Raw genomic sequence first — 20,005 nt, forward strand, 5'->3', positions numbered from 1 at the left:
GCATCTCCACGTCTGCTATAATAAAAGGATGGATAGAAGAAAGAGATGTGAAATCTAGTGTCAAAAACAGTTGTATTAGCAGAGAAACCTTCAGTAGGACGTGACTTAGCGCGTGTACTGAAGTGTCATAAAAAAGGAAATGGTTTTTTAGAAGGAGATCAATACATTGTCACGTGGGCCCTTGGCCATTTGGTCACACTGGCTGATCCAGAAGGCTACGGAAAAGAATTTCAATCCTGGCGTTTAGAGGATTTGCCGATCATTCCAGAGCCGCTCAAGCTTGTCGTCATGAAAAAGACAGGAAAACAATTCCAAGCAGTAAAAGCACAGCTTGCAAGAAAAGATGTAAAAGACATTGTCATCGCAACAGATGCTGGACGTGAAGGGGAGCTTGTCGCAAGATGGATTCTTGAAAAAGCGCATGTGAAAAAGCCGCTAAAACGACTATGGATCTCATCTGTTACGGACAAAGCCATTCAAGAAGGCTTCAAACGACTAAAAGACGGCAGAGAATATGATAATCTGTACCGCTCAGCGGTTGCACGTGCTGAGGCAGACTGGATTGTAGGGATCAACGCAACAAGAGCGCTGACGACCAAGTTCAATGCGCAGCTTTCCTGCGGACGGGTACAAACACCAACGATTGCCATGATCGCCAAACGAGAAGAAGACATTCAGCAATTCCAGCCGAAGCCGTTTTATGGAATGACTGCACAAGTAGATGGACTTACCTTGACGTGGCAGGATGCCAAAACAAAGCAAAACCGCACATTCCAAGAGAATGTCATAAAAGAGCGCTTGGCAGGCTGCAAAGGAAAACCAGCAGTGATCGATGCATTGAAAAAAACAGCGAAAAAAGCTTTTGCTCCAGGGCTGTACGACCTCACTGAATTGCAGCGTGATGCGCATAAACGCTACGGCTTCTCAGCGAAAGAAACCTTGTCTACGCTTCAACGGTTGTATGAGCAGCATAAGCTTGTAACATATCCGCGTACAGATTCACGATTTATTTCAGCGGATATCGTTCCTACATTAAAAGATCGATTAAAAGGAATGAATGTCAGACCGTACGCTCAGCATGTGAACCGCATTTTACAATCAGGCGTGAAAGCACACAAAGGCTTTGTCAACGATGCAAAAGTGTCAGATCACCATGCGATTATTCCAACCGAGGAAGAGCTGTATCCTGGTGCATTAAGTGATAAAGAGCGTAAATTATATGATCTGATTGCCAAACGATTCCTTGCTGTACTCATGAATCCTTTTGAATATGAGGAAACAACGGTGATCGCCAAAATAGGCAGTGAAACATTCACAGCAAAAGGAAAAACTGTGCAATCAGCCGGCTGGAAAGCTGTGTACGATGAATCCTATGAAGAAGAGGAGTCAGCCGAAGCAGATCAGCATCTGCCGGTACTTTCCGAAGGGCAATCACTTGAAGTACGCCAGCTGAAAGAAACAAAAGGAGAAACGAAACCTCCTGCTCGTTTTAATGAAGCAACCCTGCTATCTGCTATGGAGAACCCAGCGGCATTTATGCAGAATCAGGAAAAGGATTTAGTGAAAACCCTTGGTGAAACAGGCGGACTAGGGACAGTGGCCACAAGAGCCGATATCATTGAAAAACTGTTTAACAGTTTCTTAATCGAGAAAAAGGGCAAAGACATTTTCATCACATCGAAAGGGAAGCAGCTGCTCTCCTTAGTGCCTGAAGACTTAAAGTCTCCTGCGTTAACAGCGGAATGGGAACAAAAGCTTTCTAAAATCGCAAAAGGACAGCTGAAGGCTTCTCAATTCATGAGTGAAATGAAGTCCTATGCAAAACAAGCTGTATCTGAAATCAAACAGACGAACCAAACCTTTAAGCATGACAATGTCACTGGCACCCATTGTCCGGACTGCGGAAAACTGATGCTGAAAGTAAACGGAAAACATGGCACAATGCTCGTGTGCCAAGACCGAGAATGCGGCCACCGTAAAAATGTGGCGAAGAAAACAAACGCACGCTGCCCGAACTGTCATAAAAAGCTCGAGCTGCGCGGAGAAGGCGATGGCAAAATCTTTGCTTGTGTGTGCGGCCATAGAGAAAAACTGTCTGTTTTCGAAAAACGCAAATCACAATCCAATCAAAAGAAAGCCAGTAAGCACGATGTGTCTAAATATATGAAGAAACAAAAGAAAGTGGAAGAACCAATCAATAACGCACTGGCTGAGCAATTAAAGAAATTAAAATTAGATCAATAGTATTATAAAAACCCATGCGGAAACGCATGGGTTTTCCAATGTAATCAAGCATATCGACATATTGTTTTTCTGAAAATGGGAATGTCTATGCGAAAAGACTCGTAATTTGGTATAAAATATTTATTTAAATTTAAACAGAAACAATCTATAATAAATCGTTGGAATGCTAAGAGAACGGGAGTTGAAAGGGGACACGAATGGATACACCCATACATCGCATAGGTATTGTTTTACTCATTGTCATTCTACTAGGTGGATGTACCTGGAAGCAGCAGACGGAATCAGCTTATCCAGTATCACAACAGCCAGTATTGCCTGGAGAATATTTTATTACTCATCACCTCATGACAGATCAAGGCTTGATCCGCACTTCATTTGCAGAGCAGCACATCTACTTATCCGAATCGCTGGGGCTTTGGATGGATTATCTTGTTCGAAAAAAAGACCAAAATTCGTTTGACCAACAATTGGGTGTCCTGCAAGATGAATTTTTACTAGACCATCATCTTCTCAGCTGGCAAATCGAATCTGATCAAAAAAGTAAAGCCAATGCCTTGGTTGATGATTTACGGGTAGTGGCGGCACTTCAAAAGGCAGATCGTTTATGGAAGAATGCAGCATATCAAACAACAGCAAAAGAAATCGCACAAGCGTTAAAAGACAAAAATATGTATAGAGGCATCTTGTCCGATTATTATGATGCATCAACAAATCGAACTTCACACACAATCACACTCTCATATTTAGACCCAAAAGCAATCAAAGAATTGGAATCCCTCAAAATATTCACGAAACAAATGACGAGTAACCAATTGGCCATTCTAAAACAAGCACCGAGAAAAAAAGGATTCTTTCCTAAATCCTATGACATAAAGAAAAAAGCCTATTCATTTGATCGAGAAATCAATATGATTGATCAACTCTATACGGCTCTACATGCCGATCGTGCAAAGGTGAATACGTCCGCGATCATGAAATGGCTTAAAACGACTTTTACAAAAGAAGGAAAATTGTACGGTAGATATAAACTGAGCACATTGCAGCCATCAGTGACGTATGAATCGCCTTCTGTATATGCGCTGGTCATCTTGTATGCTCTTAAACGAAACGAACCGGAATTCGCAAAAGAGGTGTATGACCGCATGAAAGAATTACAAATTCAAGATCCTCTCAAGGATTATTATGGAGGATACATGAACGAAAAAGACACACACTCATTTGACAACTTATTGCCTCTCATTGCAGAAAGGGAGCTTTTTAATGAATCGGTTATTCAGTAATACGTATCGTTTATATTATTCTCTGCTCCTCACGTTTGCAGGTCTTATTTTGTTTATGGGCTACCTTGGCGTACATGATGCAGAGAGCTTTTTGATGATCACACTGACTTTTGTCGTGTTAGGATGCGGGATTTTATTTGGCATCTTACCAGCATTAATTTTTACCTTGCTGATGCTGTTCTTTATAGGAAGTGCTATGTTCTTTACAGAGCTTGGCCACACAAACCCCTTCTTTTCCAATCAAACATTGCAGGATGTGGTGGTTTGGGGCGCAGCTCTTCTCTTTTTCGCGATTTCAGCAGGAAGCTTGCATGAGCGAATCAAGACGATGCGTCACACCATAGAACAACAAAAGCAGGCGATGAAACAATTTGTGGCGATTGACTCGACAACTGGATTTGACAATGCAGATCGGATGAAGCTGGAATTATCCGAGGAAATGAAACGGGCAGAACGCTACAAACAGCCATTCGTTTTTATCCTTCTTCATATCCATTATGCAGCGGAATTCAAATCATTATATGGAGAAAAAGAAATGCAGCACCTATTTCAGCAATTAAGTATTAAGATCCGCGAAAGTGTCAGAGAAACTGATAAGAAATTTCGATTATCCGAAGAACGAATAGGATTGCTGCTTACTCACACACCAGAAGAGAATGTCTCTGTCGTCCTTGAGAAGCTAAAAGATAAATTGCAAAAGCATGTGCTGTTAAACGGCCGTGAAGTCACCCTGACTTTTCATGTCTGTCATTTAACAAGCAGTTCGGATTATCGTACGCCAGAGCAATTTTTAGAAGAACTAGAAAAAGAGATGATGATGAATGAACTTTAATTCTTTGATGAAATGCTGTTTGATGATGGCTCTTTTTTTCATTCTTTCGTTTCAATACATGGCTTCAGCCGACGCTCTTGCCAAGCCAGTTACCCTGATTGTTTATTCAACAGAATCGGGAGAAGCGACTCCAGCAGTGCATATGCTGGATCTACTCGCCGGACATTTTTCCAAACAGACGACGATTGTATCTGATGAACATTTGGCTGAAAAGAAGATCAGCGAATTTCAGCAAGTCATCTATCTAGGGGAAATAAAGAGAACCTTACCAAAACAGACCATTCGTGTAATGAACGAAGCACAGAAGATCATAGCTATTGGATACAATGCGGACCAGCTGCGCCCATTTTCCAAGCTTACTTTTCATAAACAAGAACACACGAGTCAAATCAAATATACAGATGATCCCACTTACCGTCAGCTAGAGAAAAGGATCATTGCGTTAACGGTTCAAGGGGCAGACTTGCAAAGGGAATTTCTATTGAAGAAGCATGAAGCTGATCTTCCATTTGTGATTCAAACAAAGGAAGGTGCGGTCTATATTGGAATCTTAAATGTCGTGCAGCATAATGAGCTTCTTGCAGAAGTGCTAGAAAAAAACCTGCCTTCTTCTGATCAGCTGACCACAAAGTATTTAAAGCTTGGGAACATCAGTCCTGTCACTGACGAAAAGAAGCTGCTTGAGCTTGGACAATATGTATCCACTCGGCATATCCCGTTTCTGATAGCGGTAACCCCTGTTTGGGTGGATCGAACAACAGGCGATGAAGTGACACTGAGTGACCGCCCGAAGCTCGTAAAAGTGTTAAAACAATTGCAAAGTAATGGAGCCAGCATTATTCTTCATGGATTTAGCCGTACGTATCGAACAGAGGATTCTGGTCAGGACTTTGAGTTCTGGGATGCAAAGAATGATCAGTCCATTACGTCAAATGACCCAAAAAAAGCCGAGAAGAAGCAAAGTGAAAGCCATTTTTCGAATGAGAAAGACTTCCATGCTTATACGAGATCGAATCAGCAGCAAGAAACCATCTATACAGAAGAAAAACTGACAAAAGGTATTGAGTTTCTTGCGCAGCAAGGTCTCTATCCACTGGCATTCGAGGTGCCGCATGATGCCATATCTCAACAAGGCTATGAAGTGATATCAAGGCATGTGTCCAGTCTGTTTGGACAGGTACAGCTGTCGGACCATACGTGGAAAACAGCCGCTGCTCCGCCACTCGTGACGAAACCCGCCATGCTTCATGGTATGACCTTATATCCTCAGCAATCAGTAGAGCCAGCGTCTGACCAAGAAGGTTCAAATATTTTAACAGAACAAAAGATTCAATCCATCCAGCATCTTCAATCAGCCGCAATCGGGCTGTCCTATGATGTGGAATCCGGAATAACTGGATTGCAGAATCTGATGACGCTGATGGATGCAATTCCTTCTAGTGAATGGCTGGATTTAAAGAAAACAAAACAAACAGTCCAAACACCACATGTACAAATCAAAACATCAGGGAATGGACATATTCAAGTAGAACAATCCAATAGAGCAGAAACCAAAACAGTTAAACGAAGCGGTATGGAAAATATGCTGCGAATTCTCACAGTCGTGGTGATGCTGTTTATTGCGGCATTTGCTTTTTACACATTGTATTTAAGACTGACAATGAAAAAACGAATTTTTAAGGAGAGAAAATTAGGTGGCTGATGTCTTATTTTATCTTTCATTAATATTGATTTGGATCATGCTCCTATACCACATGTTTCTCATGCAGGGCGGCTTTCAGCACTACCTGACCTACGAAAAAGTGCTGCCTGAATGGACGAAACAAGGGAAAGAGCTGCCGACCGTCAGCATTCTGATTCCTGCTCATAATGAAGAAGTTGTCATCTGGCAAACGCTAAAAGCGATGGTTCAGCTATCTTATCCTAAACATCTCCTTGAAATCATTGTGATTAATGACAATTCCTCTGATGGCACAGGGGATATCGTGCAATCATTCAGTGAGCAATATGATCATGTCCATATGATTGAAACGAAGCCGCCATTTGCAGGAAAGGGAAAATCCACTGCACTGAATGAAGGCTTAAAGGCTTCAACAGGAGAAGTCATCTGCGTATACGATGCAGATAACATGCCTGAACAAAAGGCCGTCTATCATTTGGTTCTTGGTTTGTTGAATGACCCGAAGGCAGGCGCTGTTGTCGGGAAATTCAGGGTCATCAATGCAGCCAAAAATCTACTAACCAAATTTATTAATATTGAGACCATCTGCTTCCAATGGATGGCACAGGGCGGAAGATGGAAGTGGTTTGGTATTGCGACAATACCAGGCACCAACTTCGCCATCCGCCGGCACATTTTAGAAGAACTTGGCGGCTGGGATGTTCATGCGTTGGCTGAGGACACCGAATTAACGATTCGAGTCTATAACCTTGGCTATGTCATTCGATTTTTCCCGGCTGCGATTACATGGGAACAAGAGCCTGAAACGTGGAAAGTCTGGTGGCGGCAAAGAACGCGCTGGGCACGAGGCAATCAATATGTTGTACTCAAATTTTTAAAGCAGTTTATGAAGCTGAAACGAAAACGAATGATTTTCGATTTGTTTTATTTCTTCTTTACGTATTTCTTATTTTTCTTCGGTGTCCTGCTCTCAAATGGCATCTTTATCGTGAACCTATTTGTTGACCTTCACTTATCTGTAGGAGCTGTTGCACTGATCCTGTGGGGATTGGCCTTCTTCCTCTTTTTAACAGAAGTGATGATTACACTAAGCATTGAGAAAACAGAGCTCACCAAACAAAATATACTCATTGTGGCACTCATGTACTTCACTTATTCTCAAGTATGGATTGCGCTAGTCGTGTACTCCTTATGTGTAGAGGCAAAGAGCCGATTATTCAAACAAGAAGTGAAATGGTACAAAACCGAGCGTTACGATCAACAACAAAAGAAAAGCGGGTGACAAATTGAAATCGGTAAAATGGATGATTTTTATATTGATGATATCCCTTGCCATTCAGCCTTTTTTCATGGCGGGTCAAGCAATGGCGCAATCAAATCGAGTACAAGTGAAAGATGACTGGATTCGCTCATCTAAAGGAAGTCAAACGGAAACGCAAGCATTATCAGAAGATGTAGTAACCTTGTATGGACAAGAAGACCGCACTGAATTTTCCTATCAAATAGAGAGAGGAAAAGTTGAGTCTAGCACCCTTACATTAAATATAGAGGCTTCACCATTACTTATTTCGCCATCTTCGTTCACAGTCATGATTGATGGAGAGATTGAAAAGACCATTCCCGTATCAGGGAAAAATCAAAAGAAATCAATTCAAATCAAATTGAACAAAGCGCAATTGAAAAAAGGTTCTCATCAAATTCAGCTCACATTTTATGGCGTGTTAAAAGAAGGTGTGTGTATCAACCAAGAGACACCTGCCAATTGGCTGAAAGTATATCCTGAAAGTGAGCTGGATTTCAAAGGAACTCAAACGAAAGACGTGACGTTAGACAGCTTCCCTTCATTTTTCATTCAAACAGGTGATCAGAAAGAACAAACAGATATTGTGATTCCAAATTCACCGGAAGCAGCTGAATTAGAAGCGGCTATGAAAGTATACCGGACGTTGAAAAACAAAGACCGCCAAGCAGACCTCAAACTCGTCCAAGAAAAGGACCTCAAGCAAATCGCTCATCCAACCATTGCTGTGGGAGCAAAAGGAAACTGGGATGGACGAGTGAAATCGATCGAGCAAGCTGCGAAAATGAAAACAGCAAGCGATCAGCTCACGTTAGCGGTGAGAACCTTGACAGGAAAGAAAAAAGAACAGCCCATTTTATTTGTCACTGCTGAACAGCCAAAAACAATTGCTGAAAAAATCAATGTCCTGACTCAACCAGAACTGACAGGTCAGCTCACTGGGACAGATTTACTCCTTCAAAAGGTTACTGTTAAAACATCAAAACCATCTCATCAAATTCGTTTAAAAGATTTTGGTGGTGATGATGTCACGGTTGGAACCAAAAAGACGGCATCTGATCATTACTATTATCCAAAGGCATTGATCGCTCATCAAAAATCAGGAGCTAAACTAAATCTATCATTTAAAAAATCTGATACAGCGAACAAAGCGGAACGCTTAACAGTCATGATCAATAACGAACCGCACGATGTACCGTTAACAAAACTAGGAAACAAAGATGAGAATGGATTCTATCATGTGTCAATTCCAGTAGATTCACAAGTACTCCAAAAGAACGAATATATTGATTTGCAATTTGTTACTACAGGCTTTAAAAACATGGAAGCCTGCAGACATACGGATGAAGAAGGCTGGATTTACATTGATAAGAACAGCTCTCTTCAAATACCAGAAGGTACGACTAGTGATACACCGGATTTAGCCGCATGGCCGCTTCCTTTCACATCAAAAACGCAGCAAGGAAAAACATTGATCATCATGCCAGATCAAATCAAGCAAGAAACGATCAATCAAATGGCGATGCTGACAGAATCATTTAGTCAGCCGGAAGCTGCCCAATATCATTTGATCAAAGCTTCAAATGTGACAAATGATCAATTGAAAGATCACTCTCTCATTTTCATCGGGGGCATTCAAACGTTCTCTCTTTTAAAAGAAAAGGCAGACGATCTCATCGTTCCAGTGAAAAAGGATCAGTATGATGTATCCTCCTTTGGCATGATCAATGAAACGACTGCTCGTATTGTATGGACGCAGCCATCTGTATGGAATAAAGAACAAACAATGACCGTCTTTTCCGGAATGAATGTAGCTGACGCTGATCTTTCACATGAAGTGATTCATTTCCTGCAAACAAATACGGAAACGGCAACAGTTGCAATCGAGAGCAAAAACAAAGACATGTTCTCTAATCATCAAACGGTCAGCAGCACAACAAATGATCTCCCAAAAGATGAAAAGCAAGGCATCAATGATTCTTGGATTTACTTTGCATGTATCGCTGCACTGATTATTTTTGTGGTCGTGATGATTATTTATTTCGTGCGAAAAAACCGCAAAAAGACTGATTGATTAAACGATCAAAAGACCTTGAAAAAATGTCTTTACTTTGGTGTTAAACGGGAGTATGATCTCTTTTATAAAAGACCAATCGCTGAATCATTTCGATGAGCGGGGGAACCATTGGTGGTGCAGGACACCACGTGGGGTGAATCCTTTTTAGGTAGGGCAAAGTCTCATGCGCCCGAATCCGTCAGCTAACCTCGTAAGCGTTAAAGAGAGCAAAGACCAACCTGTGATCTAAACAATAGACGCAGGGGCATTCTATTGCCTCTGTGTCTTTTTGGCGATCCATCTTTTGTAACTTAAATCGTTTGACACTAAAGGAGCGGGCATCACATGTACAGTTTGATGAAGCGTATTTTAATTGGGAAACCATTAAAATCACAGGCAGCAGGAGAACAAAAACTATCAAAAATCAAAGCGTTGGCATTATTGTCATCAGACGCATTGTCATCCGTTGCATACGGTACAGAACAAATCTTGATAGTTCTTTCAGTCGTTAGTGCAGCAGCATTTTGGTACTCACTCCCGATTGCAGGTTGTGTATTAATTCTTTTAATGGCGTTAATTCTATCTTACCGCCAGATTATTTATGCTTATCCAGAAGGCGGCGGAGCCTATGTCGTCTCTAGCAGAAACTTAGGTGAAAAACCAGGACTGGTCGCAGGCGGATCATTGCTTGTAGATTATATTTTGACTGTAGCAGTGAGCATATCAGCGGGTACCGATGCCGTCACATCGGCTTTTCCGGCACTATATCCATATCATGTGCTGATTTCAATTGTATTGGTCATTTTGATCATGGTGCTTAACCTTCGTGGATTGACAGAATCGGCATCTATTTTGGCTTATCCTGTGTACTTGTTTGTCATATCACTCCTTATATTAATTGGAGTCGGCGGTTTTAAATTATTAACAGGAGGCGTTCCTCCAGCGCCTGAGCATACAGCGATAGGCACGCATGTACCTGGCATTACATTGTTTCTTTTATTAAAAGCATTTTCATCTGGCTGTTCAGCACTGACTGGGGTAGAAGCCATTTCAAATACCATTCCATCCTTTAAAAAACCAGCTGCACAAAATGCAGCGAGAACATTATTGATGATGGGTGGATTACTAGCTGTTTTATTTGTGGGTGTGACATTGCTTGCGTTTGGTTTTGGCATCTCACCAAAGCCAGAAGAAACGGTTGTATCACAAATTGCATCAGATACATTTGGACGTACATTTTTCTATTATGTCATTCAAGCTGTCACAGCTTTAATCTTGATATTAGCGGCAAACACAGGCTTTTCCGCCTTTCCTTTATTGGCGGTCAACTTAGCAAAGGATAAATATATGCCGCGCATGTTTACTGTAAGAGGGGATCGACTCGGTTATTCTAATGGCATTATCTTTTTAGGTGTAGCTTCTATGCTGCTCATTTGGTTGTTTGATGGGAAAACGGAACACCTCATTCCGCTATATGCTGTCGGTGTATTTATTCCATTTACGTTGTCACAGACCGGTATGTGTGTGAAGTGGATTCGTGAAAAACCGCAGGGCTGGAAAACGAAAATGCCTATCAATATAGTCGGAGCACTGATTTCTTTCACCGTTCTCATGATTCTCATTTTGACCAAGTTCCATCTTGTATGGCCAGTATTTGTTTTCATGCCTATTGTGCTATTGATCTTTCATTCCATTAAAAAACATTATCTGTCTGTTGGAGAACAACTGCGTTTAATGAATGAAACAGAGCCTGTTGAGATTAAAGGAAATGTGGTCATCGTGCCAATTGCCGGTGTAACACGTGTCGTCGAGCAATCTGTTCAATATGCAAAATCCTTATCAGATCAAGTCATAGCAGTTCATGTATCATTTGATAAAGAAAAAGATAAGAAAATTGAAGCGGATTGGGAAAAACTGAACAGCGGTGTGCGGCTTGTGATATTGCATTCGTCTTATCGAAGTCTTATTCATCCGCTTGATAAATTTCTTGAAACGGTTGAGGCAAAAGCAAATGCGCATCAATATAAAGTGATGGTGCTCGTGCCTCAATTTATCCCGAAAAAAAGATGGCATACGATCTTGCATAACCAATCTGCCTTTTTATTAAGGTTCCGTCTATTATGGAAACGGGATATTGTGGTCGCCACCCTTCCATATCATTTTAAAAAGTAGCAGCAAGTTGAAACGTTTGATCAAAAGGGTGCGGTGGTATGGAGTAAGAAAAAAGGAGTTTTCTCACATGCCGCAAAGAACCGCAGGAAAAGAAGTAACAGCGCTACTGGAAGAGTGGGGCGTAAAACATATTTATGGAATGCCCGGCGACAGCATAAACGAATTGATTGAAGAGCTTAGGCATGAATCAAGCCAAATACAATTTATACAAACGAGACATGAAGAAGTGGCGGCACTCTCAGCGGCGGCTGATGCCAAACTAACAGGTAAGCTCGGTGTCTGCTTATCCATCGCTGGACCGGGTGCTGTCCACTTATTAAATGGACTATACGATGCAAAAGCAGATGGCGCACCCGTTTTAGCAATTGCAGGGCAGGTTGCGTCGAATGAAGTAGGAAGAGACACATTCCAAGAAATCAAATTAGAGCGGATGTTTGACGACGTCGCTGTCTTTAATCAGCAGGTACAAACAGCAGAAGCTCTGCCTGATTTATTGAATCAAGCCATTAAAGCAGCTTATACCCATAAAGGGGTGGCTGTTCTCACCGTATCAGATGACTTATTTTCTCAAAAAATTAAGCGTAAGCCAGTTTATACATCTCCTCTTTATGTTGAGGGAGAGGTACGGCCAAAGAAAGATCAACTGCTAAAGGCAGCACAGCTAATTAACAATGCGAAGAAGCCGGTCATCTTAGCAGGTAAAGGATTACGAAATGCAAAAGAAGAGCTTCTTTCATTTGCAGAAAAGGCTGCTGCACCTATCGTCATCACACTTCCTGCAAAAGGGGTTGTGCCAGACAGGCATCCATACTTTTTAGGAAACCTAGGTCAAATTGGAACGAAGCCAGCTTATGAAGCAATGGAAGAGTGTGACCTCTTAATTATGCTTGGAACTTCTTTTCCATATAGAGACTACTTACCAGAGGACACACCTGCCATTCAACTGGATATTAAACCAGATCAAATCGGTAAAAGATATCCAGTAGACGTAGGAATCGTGAGTGACAGCAAGAGTGGTTTGCAGGAACTGACCTCCTACATTGAATATAAAGAGCAGCGTGGTTTCCTTGAAGCTTGTACAGAGCATATGATGAAATGGCGGGAAGAAATGGATAAGGAAAAATCCGTTGCCACATCACCGCTTAAACCGCAGCAAGTCATTGCTAGACTAGAAGAAGCAGTTGAAGACGACGCCATTCTTTCTGTTGATGTAGGGAATGTGACCGTATGGATGGCACGCCATTTTGAAATGAAACAGCAGGATTTCATCATCTCCAGCTGGCTTGCCACAATGGGCTGTGGTTTGCCTGGAGCGATCTCTGCTAAGTTAAATGAACCGAATCGTCAAGCGGTTGCTGTCTGCGGCGATGGTGGCTTCACAATGGTCATGCAAGACTTTGTGACAGCGGTAAAATATAAACTGCCGATCGTTGTTGTGATCTTAAACAACAACAACCTTGGAATGATTGAATATGAACAACAGGTAAAAGGAAACATCAATTATGGTATAGAGCTGGAAGATATTGATTTTGCTAAGTTCGCAGAAGCATGTGGCGGCAAAGGAATCTCCGTGTCATCACATGAAGAACTAGCTCCAGCCTTTGATACAGCCCTTCAATCAGATAAACCCGTCATTATTGATGTTGCTGTCACCAATGAACCGCCGTTACCTGGGAAAATTACGTACACACAAGCAGCTGGTTTTAGTAAGTACTTACTGAAAAAATTCTTTGAAAAAGGCGAGCTGGATATCCCTCCACTCAAGAAAAGTTTAAAACGCTTTTTCTAAACAAAATGTAGTCGGTCCTCTCAAAAGAGGACTGACTTTTTTTGCTGAAAGGAAAAAACATTTCAATTATCACTTGTTTTATTCCCTCTAAAAATATCTGGAAATTATTTTTGTAACTTAAAGCCTATTTTTCCAATTCGCTGAGAAAGGTAAAATAGACTTTATGATCAATAATGGAGGGAGTGACTTCTTCTGGGTAAGATACTTGATGCAAAAGCACTAACCAGTGCCATGGATACAAGGGCAAAACACTACCAGGAACTCCGCGAACAAATGGTAGATTTAAAAAAGGCATTACAAGGTGTTGCCAATCTCGGTGATGATTTCACTGGGAAAGGAGCCGATAACATTAAAAGCTTTTATAAAGAGCTTGCTGGAAATGTAGACATGTTTATCAGCTTCATTGATAAGCAAAAAGCCTTTCATGAAGGTGTTTCTGGGACACTGGATGATACGAGCTTTGGCGGCGATACCTTTGTAGAAGAACACTTTTTAGACAACGCAGTACATATGGGCATCAAGAATGCCAAAAGCATTGTGAAAGATCAAAAAAAGGCACTCAAAACGATTTTTCAAGACATTGATGACCTCATTTCCCTAGAGGTATTTGATAGCCAAACCTTTGATGAAAAAATAGAAGATGCGGAAGATGAACGAAAAAAGACGGTCAAAGAACTAAGAGAGCTTGATCAAAATTTAAAAGATGAATATGCTTTGTCAGAGACGGAACAGCAAGCTACAATGGCATTGTACGCTGAAATGATCAATGCGACAAATGACGGAAAAGCGATTTCGCCTATGAATTTTGACAAGAAAGCGTATCAAAATAGCGACATCTACAAGGCAAAGAGCGATATTGAGAAGCAAACTGCTGAATATCTGAAAATCAAAAAAGAACAAGAAGAAGCCCGCAAGATCGCAAAGGAACAAGAAGCACTCGCCAACCGCCCTTGGTATGAAAAAGCCCTCGATTACAGTGGAAATATTGTCAATGAACTGACAGGTGTGAACGATGCAAAACGTGCAGCAACAGGCGTTGATCCAATCACGGGCGAGGAACTCACCGCAGGCCAGCGAGTCGCGGCAGGCGGCATGGCAGCCGCAGGCTACATCCCAATCGTCGGCTGGGCAGGCCGTATTTTCAAAGGCGGAAAAGCTGTCTATAAAACGACCCAAGCCACATCAGCCGCAGTCAGGGCGGTCGATATTTACAAGACATCACAAAAATCCTTTGACGCCTTAAAAACATCGCAAAAAGGCTTATATGGTCTCACCGCCACCAACGGTTTCAGCGAAGCGATCACAGGCCGAGACATGTTTGGAAATAAGATCTCGAAAGAACAGCAGGAAGCGAGTATGAACGCGGCTCTGGGGATGCTTTTGCCGTTTGGGGCTAAAGGGTTTCATGGGAAGATGGGCATTAAGAGTACGAGAGAACTTAAGCATCCAGTTTTAGATAATCCACGAGTAGGTAGTGCATTAAAAGATGATTTTTATCATAGCTTTAATGATATAATTGACAACTACGCAGTTCATTCTAAGAGATTTGATTTACCAAATAGAAAAGGCCATATGGATTCGTTGTATCAAATAGAGGGCTCGGTGGTTAAGTACGAAACCAAATATGTAAAAGTAAAGAACAACGCCCCTGAAATGTTACAGTCGAAAGAAATAAGGAATGGCGTGTTTGAATGGGTGGTAGATCCAACAACGAATACAGTAACCCATAGAACTTTTATACCTGGTGGCAAAGTGACAGGAAAAATAAATCAATGGGGGAAATAGAAAATTGTATAAAACGGATATAATCACGAAAAATGGTTTTGATTGTAACTGGTCTACACTGTTTGTTGGTAGACAGTTTAATTTAATTTCGGCAATAGAAGTAACAAACTATGCTGTTAAATATCTAGAAAACAACCCTAATGTTAACAATGAATTAATCCTTGAATTAGCTTGGGAACAAGAAGAAGTTAAAGTAGATCATATACTTGAGAGCATAGTCTCTGACAAATCATCGGAAGACATGAAGAGAGAGTATCATAAGTGGCTATATAGCACTATGAAAGAGGTTTATACTAATTCAACTGATGAAAACATATTTGAAGAAATTGAAAATATTTTTTCAATCTTTCATACGCCCGAAAATATGTATGATTTTTTTAGAAAAGTTTCAGACGCATTTTATTACCCTCACGATTCACAAAATACAATTAAAGAACTTGTAGAAGAGTTTTTAGAAGATGAAAAGGAATTGATTTTATAACTAGAGAGTTTAATAGAACGATGGACTAATGGTCCATCGTTTTCTTTCATTCATTGCTGGTAAAGAGATTGGTATGATAAAAAATAAAGTAGATTTGTTAGAAAGCAATTGAGGAGAAAACAATGAGTGACCATAAAATAAGCATCCTGTCTGAGAAGTTTGAAAATGAAAATACTGGTGAACTCGTAGAAGGAATTACGATTATGATAGACGGTAAATTAAAAAGATGCTAAAAAATACAACAAACCTGAATGAAACAGTCACCTTGATTTTTACCTGCACAAGCCATTTCATTCCAGTCAGAAATTAATATGTTAAAATAAACCAATAAAAAGGAGCTAAAACCATGCTATGGATTTTCACACAAAACCAGCAAAGTTTCGTTCATGTCCACGAAGTCACTGTAGCCGGCAAAAAGATTGAAGGGATGATCGCAGGAAGCGATACTTGGGTGAAGACGCTCGGTAAGTATGACTCAAACGATCGTGCAGCAGAGGTCCTTCAAGACATTGTGAAAACGATTGAAGCCAATCAAGATGCCACTGTGACTTACAGAATGCCAAATCAATAAAAAAGAAACCACCTTTCCATTGCGAAAAGGTGGTTTTTGTTTATGATGGTGTTTTTGTAAAGGCTAAAAATAAAGGAATGCCTGTGCCGACAAGGGTTGTGGCAAATAGGAACATACCGCAAATGAATAGAAAATGGCTGGCTGAAAAGACAAGTGCCAGAATGAGAAAAACGATGCTGAGTCCTGCCATGCTATATGATGGGACAAAGCGGCGTTTGTAGGTGGCTTTCTTTGTTAAGAATGAGAAGAAAATGCCAAATAATAAAGGGACAATCCATAAGTAAAATAAAATAATAAGAGACATACTTCATACCTCGATTTTTCCTTCTATTTTATCAGATGCTGATCGCAACCGATACTACAAAGCTTCACTTTGTAAAATAATTCATGCAATCGACACAATTACGTGGGCTGATTCATAGAATGCGTTTTTTCTTTCATATATTCAGGCTGCAAAAGGGCGTATACACAATGATCCGTAAAGCGGTCGCCCAGCCATTCACATTGTCTCAAAATGCCTTCAAGCGAAAAGGATAAACGCTCTGCGATGCGTCTGCTCTTCAGGTTATCGACAGCAGCCCTGATTTCAATGCGGTGCAGTCCACAATCTTCAAATAAATAATGAATGACTGCTTTGCACGCTCTTGTCATGATGCCTTTTCCTTGATAGCCTTCTCCGAGCCAATAGCCAATTGAAACAGTCCTGTCGATCCAATGAATTTGGTGGGTGCCGATGATCCCGACAAGCTCTCCATGTGACCAGATGCCCGCTTGAAAACCGTTGTTCTGCAAGGCTTGCTGCATTGCGCCTTGAATGAACGCCATGCTGTCTTCCTCTGTTTTCGTTGAATCCACCCAAAGCATCCATTCACGTAAATGCTCTCTTGACCGCTGGATGAGCAAATATAGACTTCTTGCGTCTCTTGGCTCAAGCAGCCGCATAGCTATCTCTTGATCCTGATAAAAAAACATGTGCCCACATCCTCTCAGGGGAATTTTACCATAACCATATGAAAAGAAAAAGACAGCATCACTACTGTCTTTTACATAAACGTATCCACAATTAAAAAGAGATTGAGTGCGACAACAAGAGCTGCTATCACCCAAGATATTCCTGTTACCCAGCGGGCATTCGTTAATTCGCCCATAATTCGTTTTTTACTTGTAAATAAGATGAGCGGAATTAAAGCAAAGGCAATACCAAAGGATAAGACCACCTGACTCATCACAAGTGCAGATGTCGGATTCACCCCAGATGCAATGATCACAATAGGGGGAATAATAGTAATCAGCCGGCGGACATACAGCGGAATCCGGTATTGAATAAAACCCTTCATAATGATATCGCCTGACAATGTACCGACAGAAGAGCTTGATAGTCCGGCTACAAGCAGTCCTACACCAAATAAGATAGCTGATACAGGACCTGCGAGTGTGCTAAAATGCTGGAACGCAACATCCAGATCTTCAACAAAGAGACCATTTTTATAAAATAAAGCGGCTGCCACAATCAACATACTGGCATTGATGGCTCCAGCGACTAGCATCGCAATAAGGATATCTAAAAACTCAAAGCGGAAAATCTGTTTTTTCTCCTTTTCCGTTCTGCCGACGACTCTCCTTTGGGTTAATGCTGAATGTAAATAGATCGCGTGCGGCATCACAGTGGCACCTAAAATTCCAGCTGCAAGCAGCACACTATCTGCACCATCAAATTTTGGAATGAAAAGCCCGCCTGCGACACTTGCCATATCAGGCTTGGCGACAAAGGTTTGCACAGCGAAAGCGATCACGACAACGAATAGCATGCCGGTGATGCCGGCTTCTAATGCGCGATATCCCCGTCTTTGCAATTCTAAAATCGCAAATGATCCGATGGCTGCAATAATGGATGCTTCAAGCAGCGGGATCCGAAAAAGCAAGTATAAACCAAGTGCAGCCCCGATAAACTCGGCTAAATCTGTGGCAATAATGACGAGTTCGCCCTGAATCCATAAACCGATGGAGACGGGTTTTGGAAACTCTTCACGTGCGATTTCAGGTAAGTTTTTACCTGTCGCTATTCCAAGCTTTGCGGACAAGGATTGGATGAGCAAAGCCATGAGATTTGATATGAGAATGACCCATAAAAGGAGATATCCATATTTAGAGCCAGCCGCAATGTTGGTGGCAAAATTTCCTGGGTCAATATAAGCAATGGCAGCGATAAAAGCAGGGCCTAGAAAAGGAAGAAGCCTTCTAAATCCTTTGACCTTACCTTCAAGTGCACGCTCAGCTGCCGCTGACATGTGTGCCTGTGCCTCGATGTATTTGTTTGTCATATGTCATCACCTAGATTCTACAAAGTTTTGCTTGGGCACAAAAAGTTTCCTTGATGCAATTTTTAATCATCATATGCCCATATTCATGAAAAGTCAACTATCTGAACTAATAGGTTTGTTTATCATATGTAAGTGAAAAAAATAGATACCTTGTCAACGAGCAACATAAAAAACACCGCCTTTTAGACGGTGTCCCTACTGCTTCCTCTGTTATTTGTTTTTTAAGATACCCTTGATCCCACACTGCGGAAGATCAGGCTTAAAATAATGACAAAGATCGCTGCTCCTAAGATTGCTGGAATGATCGCAAAGCCTGCCAGACTAGGACCCCACGTTCCCAGTAATCCATGACCAATCCAAGCGCCTACAAACCCGGCAATCATTGAACCGATCCATCCTCCTGGTACACTGCCCCCAGCGAGTGCACTCCCAATGAGACCAATGACAATCGCCACAACTAATGAAATTAGAAATCCTAACATGTTGATCACTCCTCTTTTGTTTGTTTATTAAGCAATAACCGTTTTGAAAAAGATTAAAACCTTTCGGAACCGCTTCAATGTTCTATACGTATGATGGACAAGGATTGTGTATAATAACAGACAAATACTTCAGCGACATCTAAGGAGGCATATGCATGGAGGAAAGAGAGTGGCTAAAAGCACAATTAAAGGAGATTGAAAAATGGGAGAAAGACCAGCAAAAGGTATGGTTTTGGGAGAAACTCAGCCGCCTTCCATTTCAAATGCTGGACAAGCTGACGCCTGCTTTTATTCAGAAAAAAATCGGTGTGCTGCTAGATGAAATGGGTCATTACATTCAGTCTGGCGGTGCCTATTTGACGTCGGAAAAAGGCATCATTCATCAATTTCAAAAGAAGTGTGAGGGCGAATCCATCCAGCGTATAGAGGATATTGGAAAGGCACCAATCGAATTGATGGATGCCATTAGTGAACATATGGGGAAAAACAGAACGAATCTCGCGACGGTACAAGGCGCGACAACTGGTGTCGGCGGAATGTTTACGCTAGCTGCTGATATTCCTGCGGTCCTGGGCCTCTCTCTGAAAACATTGCAGGATATTGCCGTCACCTATGGCTATGATCCTAAAAACAAAGAGGAGCGGGTCTTCATCATTAAATGCTTGCAGCTGAACTCTGCTGATGTCGTTGGAAAGAAATCGATTCTAAAAGAGCTGAAAAGCTATCATGCATCCGAAGGGAAGCATGAAAACATGATTTCTCAAATCCAAGGGTGGCGTGAGGTCGTCTATAATTACCGGGATTCGTTCGGCTGGAAGAAACTATTTCAGCTTGTTCCCATCGCCGGAATTTTGTTTGGTGCCGTTTCAAACCGCTCACAATTAAAAGGAATTGCCGAAACAGGCATGGTGCAATACCGAAAGCGAAGAATTTTAACAAGATTAGAAGAGCTCACGCAGCAAGAACAGAGTGAGTCCGGCGCATAAAAAAATCCCATATCAAAGGGATTTT

General features: G+C 41.5%; 16 protein-coding genes and 1 riboswitch. Of the genes, 12 read left to right on the forward strand and 4 right to left on the reverse strand.

From position 1 onward, the window contains the following. Positions 1 to 57: 57 nt before the first annotated feature. The 11 genes from MHH65_RS02365 to MHH65_RS02415 all read left to right on the forward strand — a co-directional run bounded on the left by MHH65_RS02365 (position 58) and on the right by MHH65_RS02415 (position 16,191). Positions 58 to 2,244 carry a DNA topoisomerase III gene (locus tag MHH65_RS02365; protein WP_098677272.1) on the forward strand — a complete coding sequence of 729 codons (2,187 nt, stop codon included), beginning with the start codon at positions 58 to 60 and terminating at the stop codon, positions 2,242 to 2,244. Between the two features lie 197 nt (positions 2,245 to 2,441). Then, positions 2,442 to 3,524 carry a glycosyl hydrolase family 8 gene (locus tag MHH65_RS02370; protein WP_098677271.1) on the forward strand — a complete coding sequence of 361 codons (1,083 nt, stop codon included), beginning with the start codon at positions 2,442 to 2,444 and terminating at the stop codon, positions 3,522 to 3,524. Next, positions 3,505 to 4,356, forward strand: a complete 852-nt coding sequence (locus MHH65_RS02375) for a GGDEF domain-containing protein (RefSeq protein ID WP_025093605.1) — start codon at positions 3,505 to 3,507, stop codon at positions 4,354 to 4,356. Before MHH65_RS02370 ends, MHH65_RS02375 begins: the two co-directional genes overlap by 20 nt. Beyond that, positions 4,346 to 6,058: a DUF2334 domain-containing protein gene (locus tag MHH65_RS02380; protein WP_098677270.1), complete on the forward strand. Its 1,713-nt coding sequence runs from the start codon at positions 4,346 to 4,348 to the stop codon at positions 6,056 to 6,058. The genes MHH65_RS02375 and MHH65_RS02380 overlap by 11 nt, the downstream gene beginning before the upstream one ends. Then, positions 6,051 to 7,319: a glycosyltransferase gene (locus MHH65_RS02385; protein ID WP_098677269.1), complete on the forward strand. Its 1,269-nt coding sequence runs from the start codon at positions 6,051 to 6,053 to the stop codon at positions 7,317 to 7,319. The genes MHH65_RS02380 and MHH65_RS02385 overlap by 8 nt, the downstream gene beginning before the upstream one ends. Before the next feature lie 4 nt (positions 7,320 to 7,323). Further along, a complete protein-coding gene (locus MHH65_RS02390) occupies positions 7,324 to 9,411 on the forward strand; it encodes a cellulose biosynthesis cyclic di-GMP-binding regulatory protein BcsB (protein ID WP_098677268.1) in 2,088 nt (695 codons plus the stop codon). A 70-nt stretch (positions 9,412 to 9,481) separates the two neighbouring features. Further along, a riboswitch (cyclic di-AMP (ydaO/yuaA leader) is annotated at positions 9,482 to 9,626 on the forward strand. Positions 9,627 to 9,738: 112 nt separating this feature from the next. Then, complete coding sequence (locus MHH65_RS02395) at positions 9,739 to 11,565, forward strand: APC family permease (RefSeq protein ID WP_034283853.1); 1,827 nt, start codon at positions 9,739 to 9,741, stop codon at positions 11,563 to 11,565. A gap of 67 nt (positions 11,566 to 11,632) precedes the next feature. Next, positions 11,633 to 13,354, forward strand: coding sequence for a pyruvate oxidase (locus tag MHH65_RS02400; RefSeq protein ID WP_044335042.1), 1,722 nt, complete (start codon positions 11,633 to 11,635; stop codon positions 13,352 to 13,354). 192 nt (positions 13,355 to 13,546) lie between these two features. After that, positions 13,547 to 15,139, forward strand: a complete 1,593-nt coding sequence (locus MHH65_RS02405; RefSeq protein ID WP_326355786.1) for a T7SS effector LXG polymorphic toxin — start codon at positions 13,547 to 13,549, stop codon at positions 15,137 to 15,139. Between the two features lie 4 nt (positions 15,140 to 15,143). Then, positions 15,144 to 15,620 carry a DUF2247 family protein gene (locus MHH65_RS02410; protein WP_034284336.1) on the forward strand — a complete coding sequence of 159 codons (477 nt, stop codon included), beginning with the start codon at positions 15,144 to 15,146 and terminating at the stop codon, positions 15,618 to 15,620. 346 nt (positions 15,621 to 15,966) lie between these two features. Next, positions 15,967 to 16,191, forward strand: a complete 225-nt coding sequence (locus MHH65_RS02415; RefSeq protein WP_034283982.1) for a hypothetical protein — start codon at positions 15,967 to 15,969, stop codon at positions 16,189 to 16,191. Positions 16,192 to 16,231: 40 nt separating this feature from the next. Here MHH65_RS02415 and MHH65_RS02420 read toward each other — a convergent pair whose 3' ends face one another. The 4 genes from MHH65_RS02420 to MHH65_RS02435 all read right to left on the reverse strand — a co-directional run bounded on the left by MHH65_RS02420 (position 16,232) and on the right by MHH65_RS02435 (position 18,994). Next, complete coding sequence (locus MHH65_RS02420; protein ID WP_008346966.1) at positions 16,232 to 16,495, reverse strand: hypothetical protein; 264 nt, start codon at positions 16,493 to 16,495, stop codon at positions 16,232 to 16,234. Positions 16,496 to 16,593: 98 nt separating this feature from the next. Next, a complete protein-coding gene (locus MHH65_RS02425) occupies positions 16,594 to 17,163 on the reverse strand; it encodes a GNAT family protein (protein ID WP_034283978.1) in 570 nt (189 codons plus the stop codon). Between the two features lie 71 nt (positions 17,164 to 17,234). Then, a complete protein-coding gene (locus tag MHH65_RS02430; RefSeq protein WP_098677669.1) occupies positions 17,235 to 18,512 on the reverse strand; it encodes an Nramp family divalent metal transporter in 1,278 nt (425 codons plus the stop codon). A 221-nt stretch (positions 18,513 to 18,733) separates the two neighbouring features. After that, complete coding sequence (locus MHH65_RS02435) at positions 18,734 to 18,994, reverse strand: GlsB/YeaQ/YmgE family stress response membrane protein (protein WP_024427360.1); 261 nt, start codon at positions 18,992 to 18,994, stop codon at positions 18,734 to 18,736. Between the two features lie 155 nt (positions 18,995 to 19,149). Between MHH65_RS02435 and MHH65_RS02440 the strand changes: the two genes are divergently transcribed. Beyond that, a complete protein-coding gene (locus MHH65_RS02440; RefSeq protein WP_268414469.1) occupies positions 19,150 to 19,980 on the forward strand; it encodes an EcsC family protein in 831 nt (276 codons plus the stop codon). Positions 19,981 to 20,005: the final 25 nt, after the last annotated feature.

The organism is Bacillus sp. FSL L8-0654, from assembly GCF_038629965.1.
Classification (GTDB): Bacteria; Bacillota; Bacilli; order Bacillales; family Bacillaceae; genus Bacillus; species Bacillus safensis.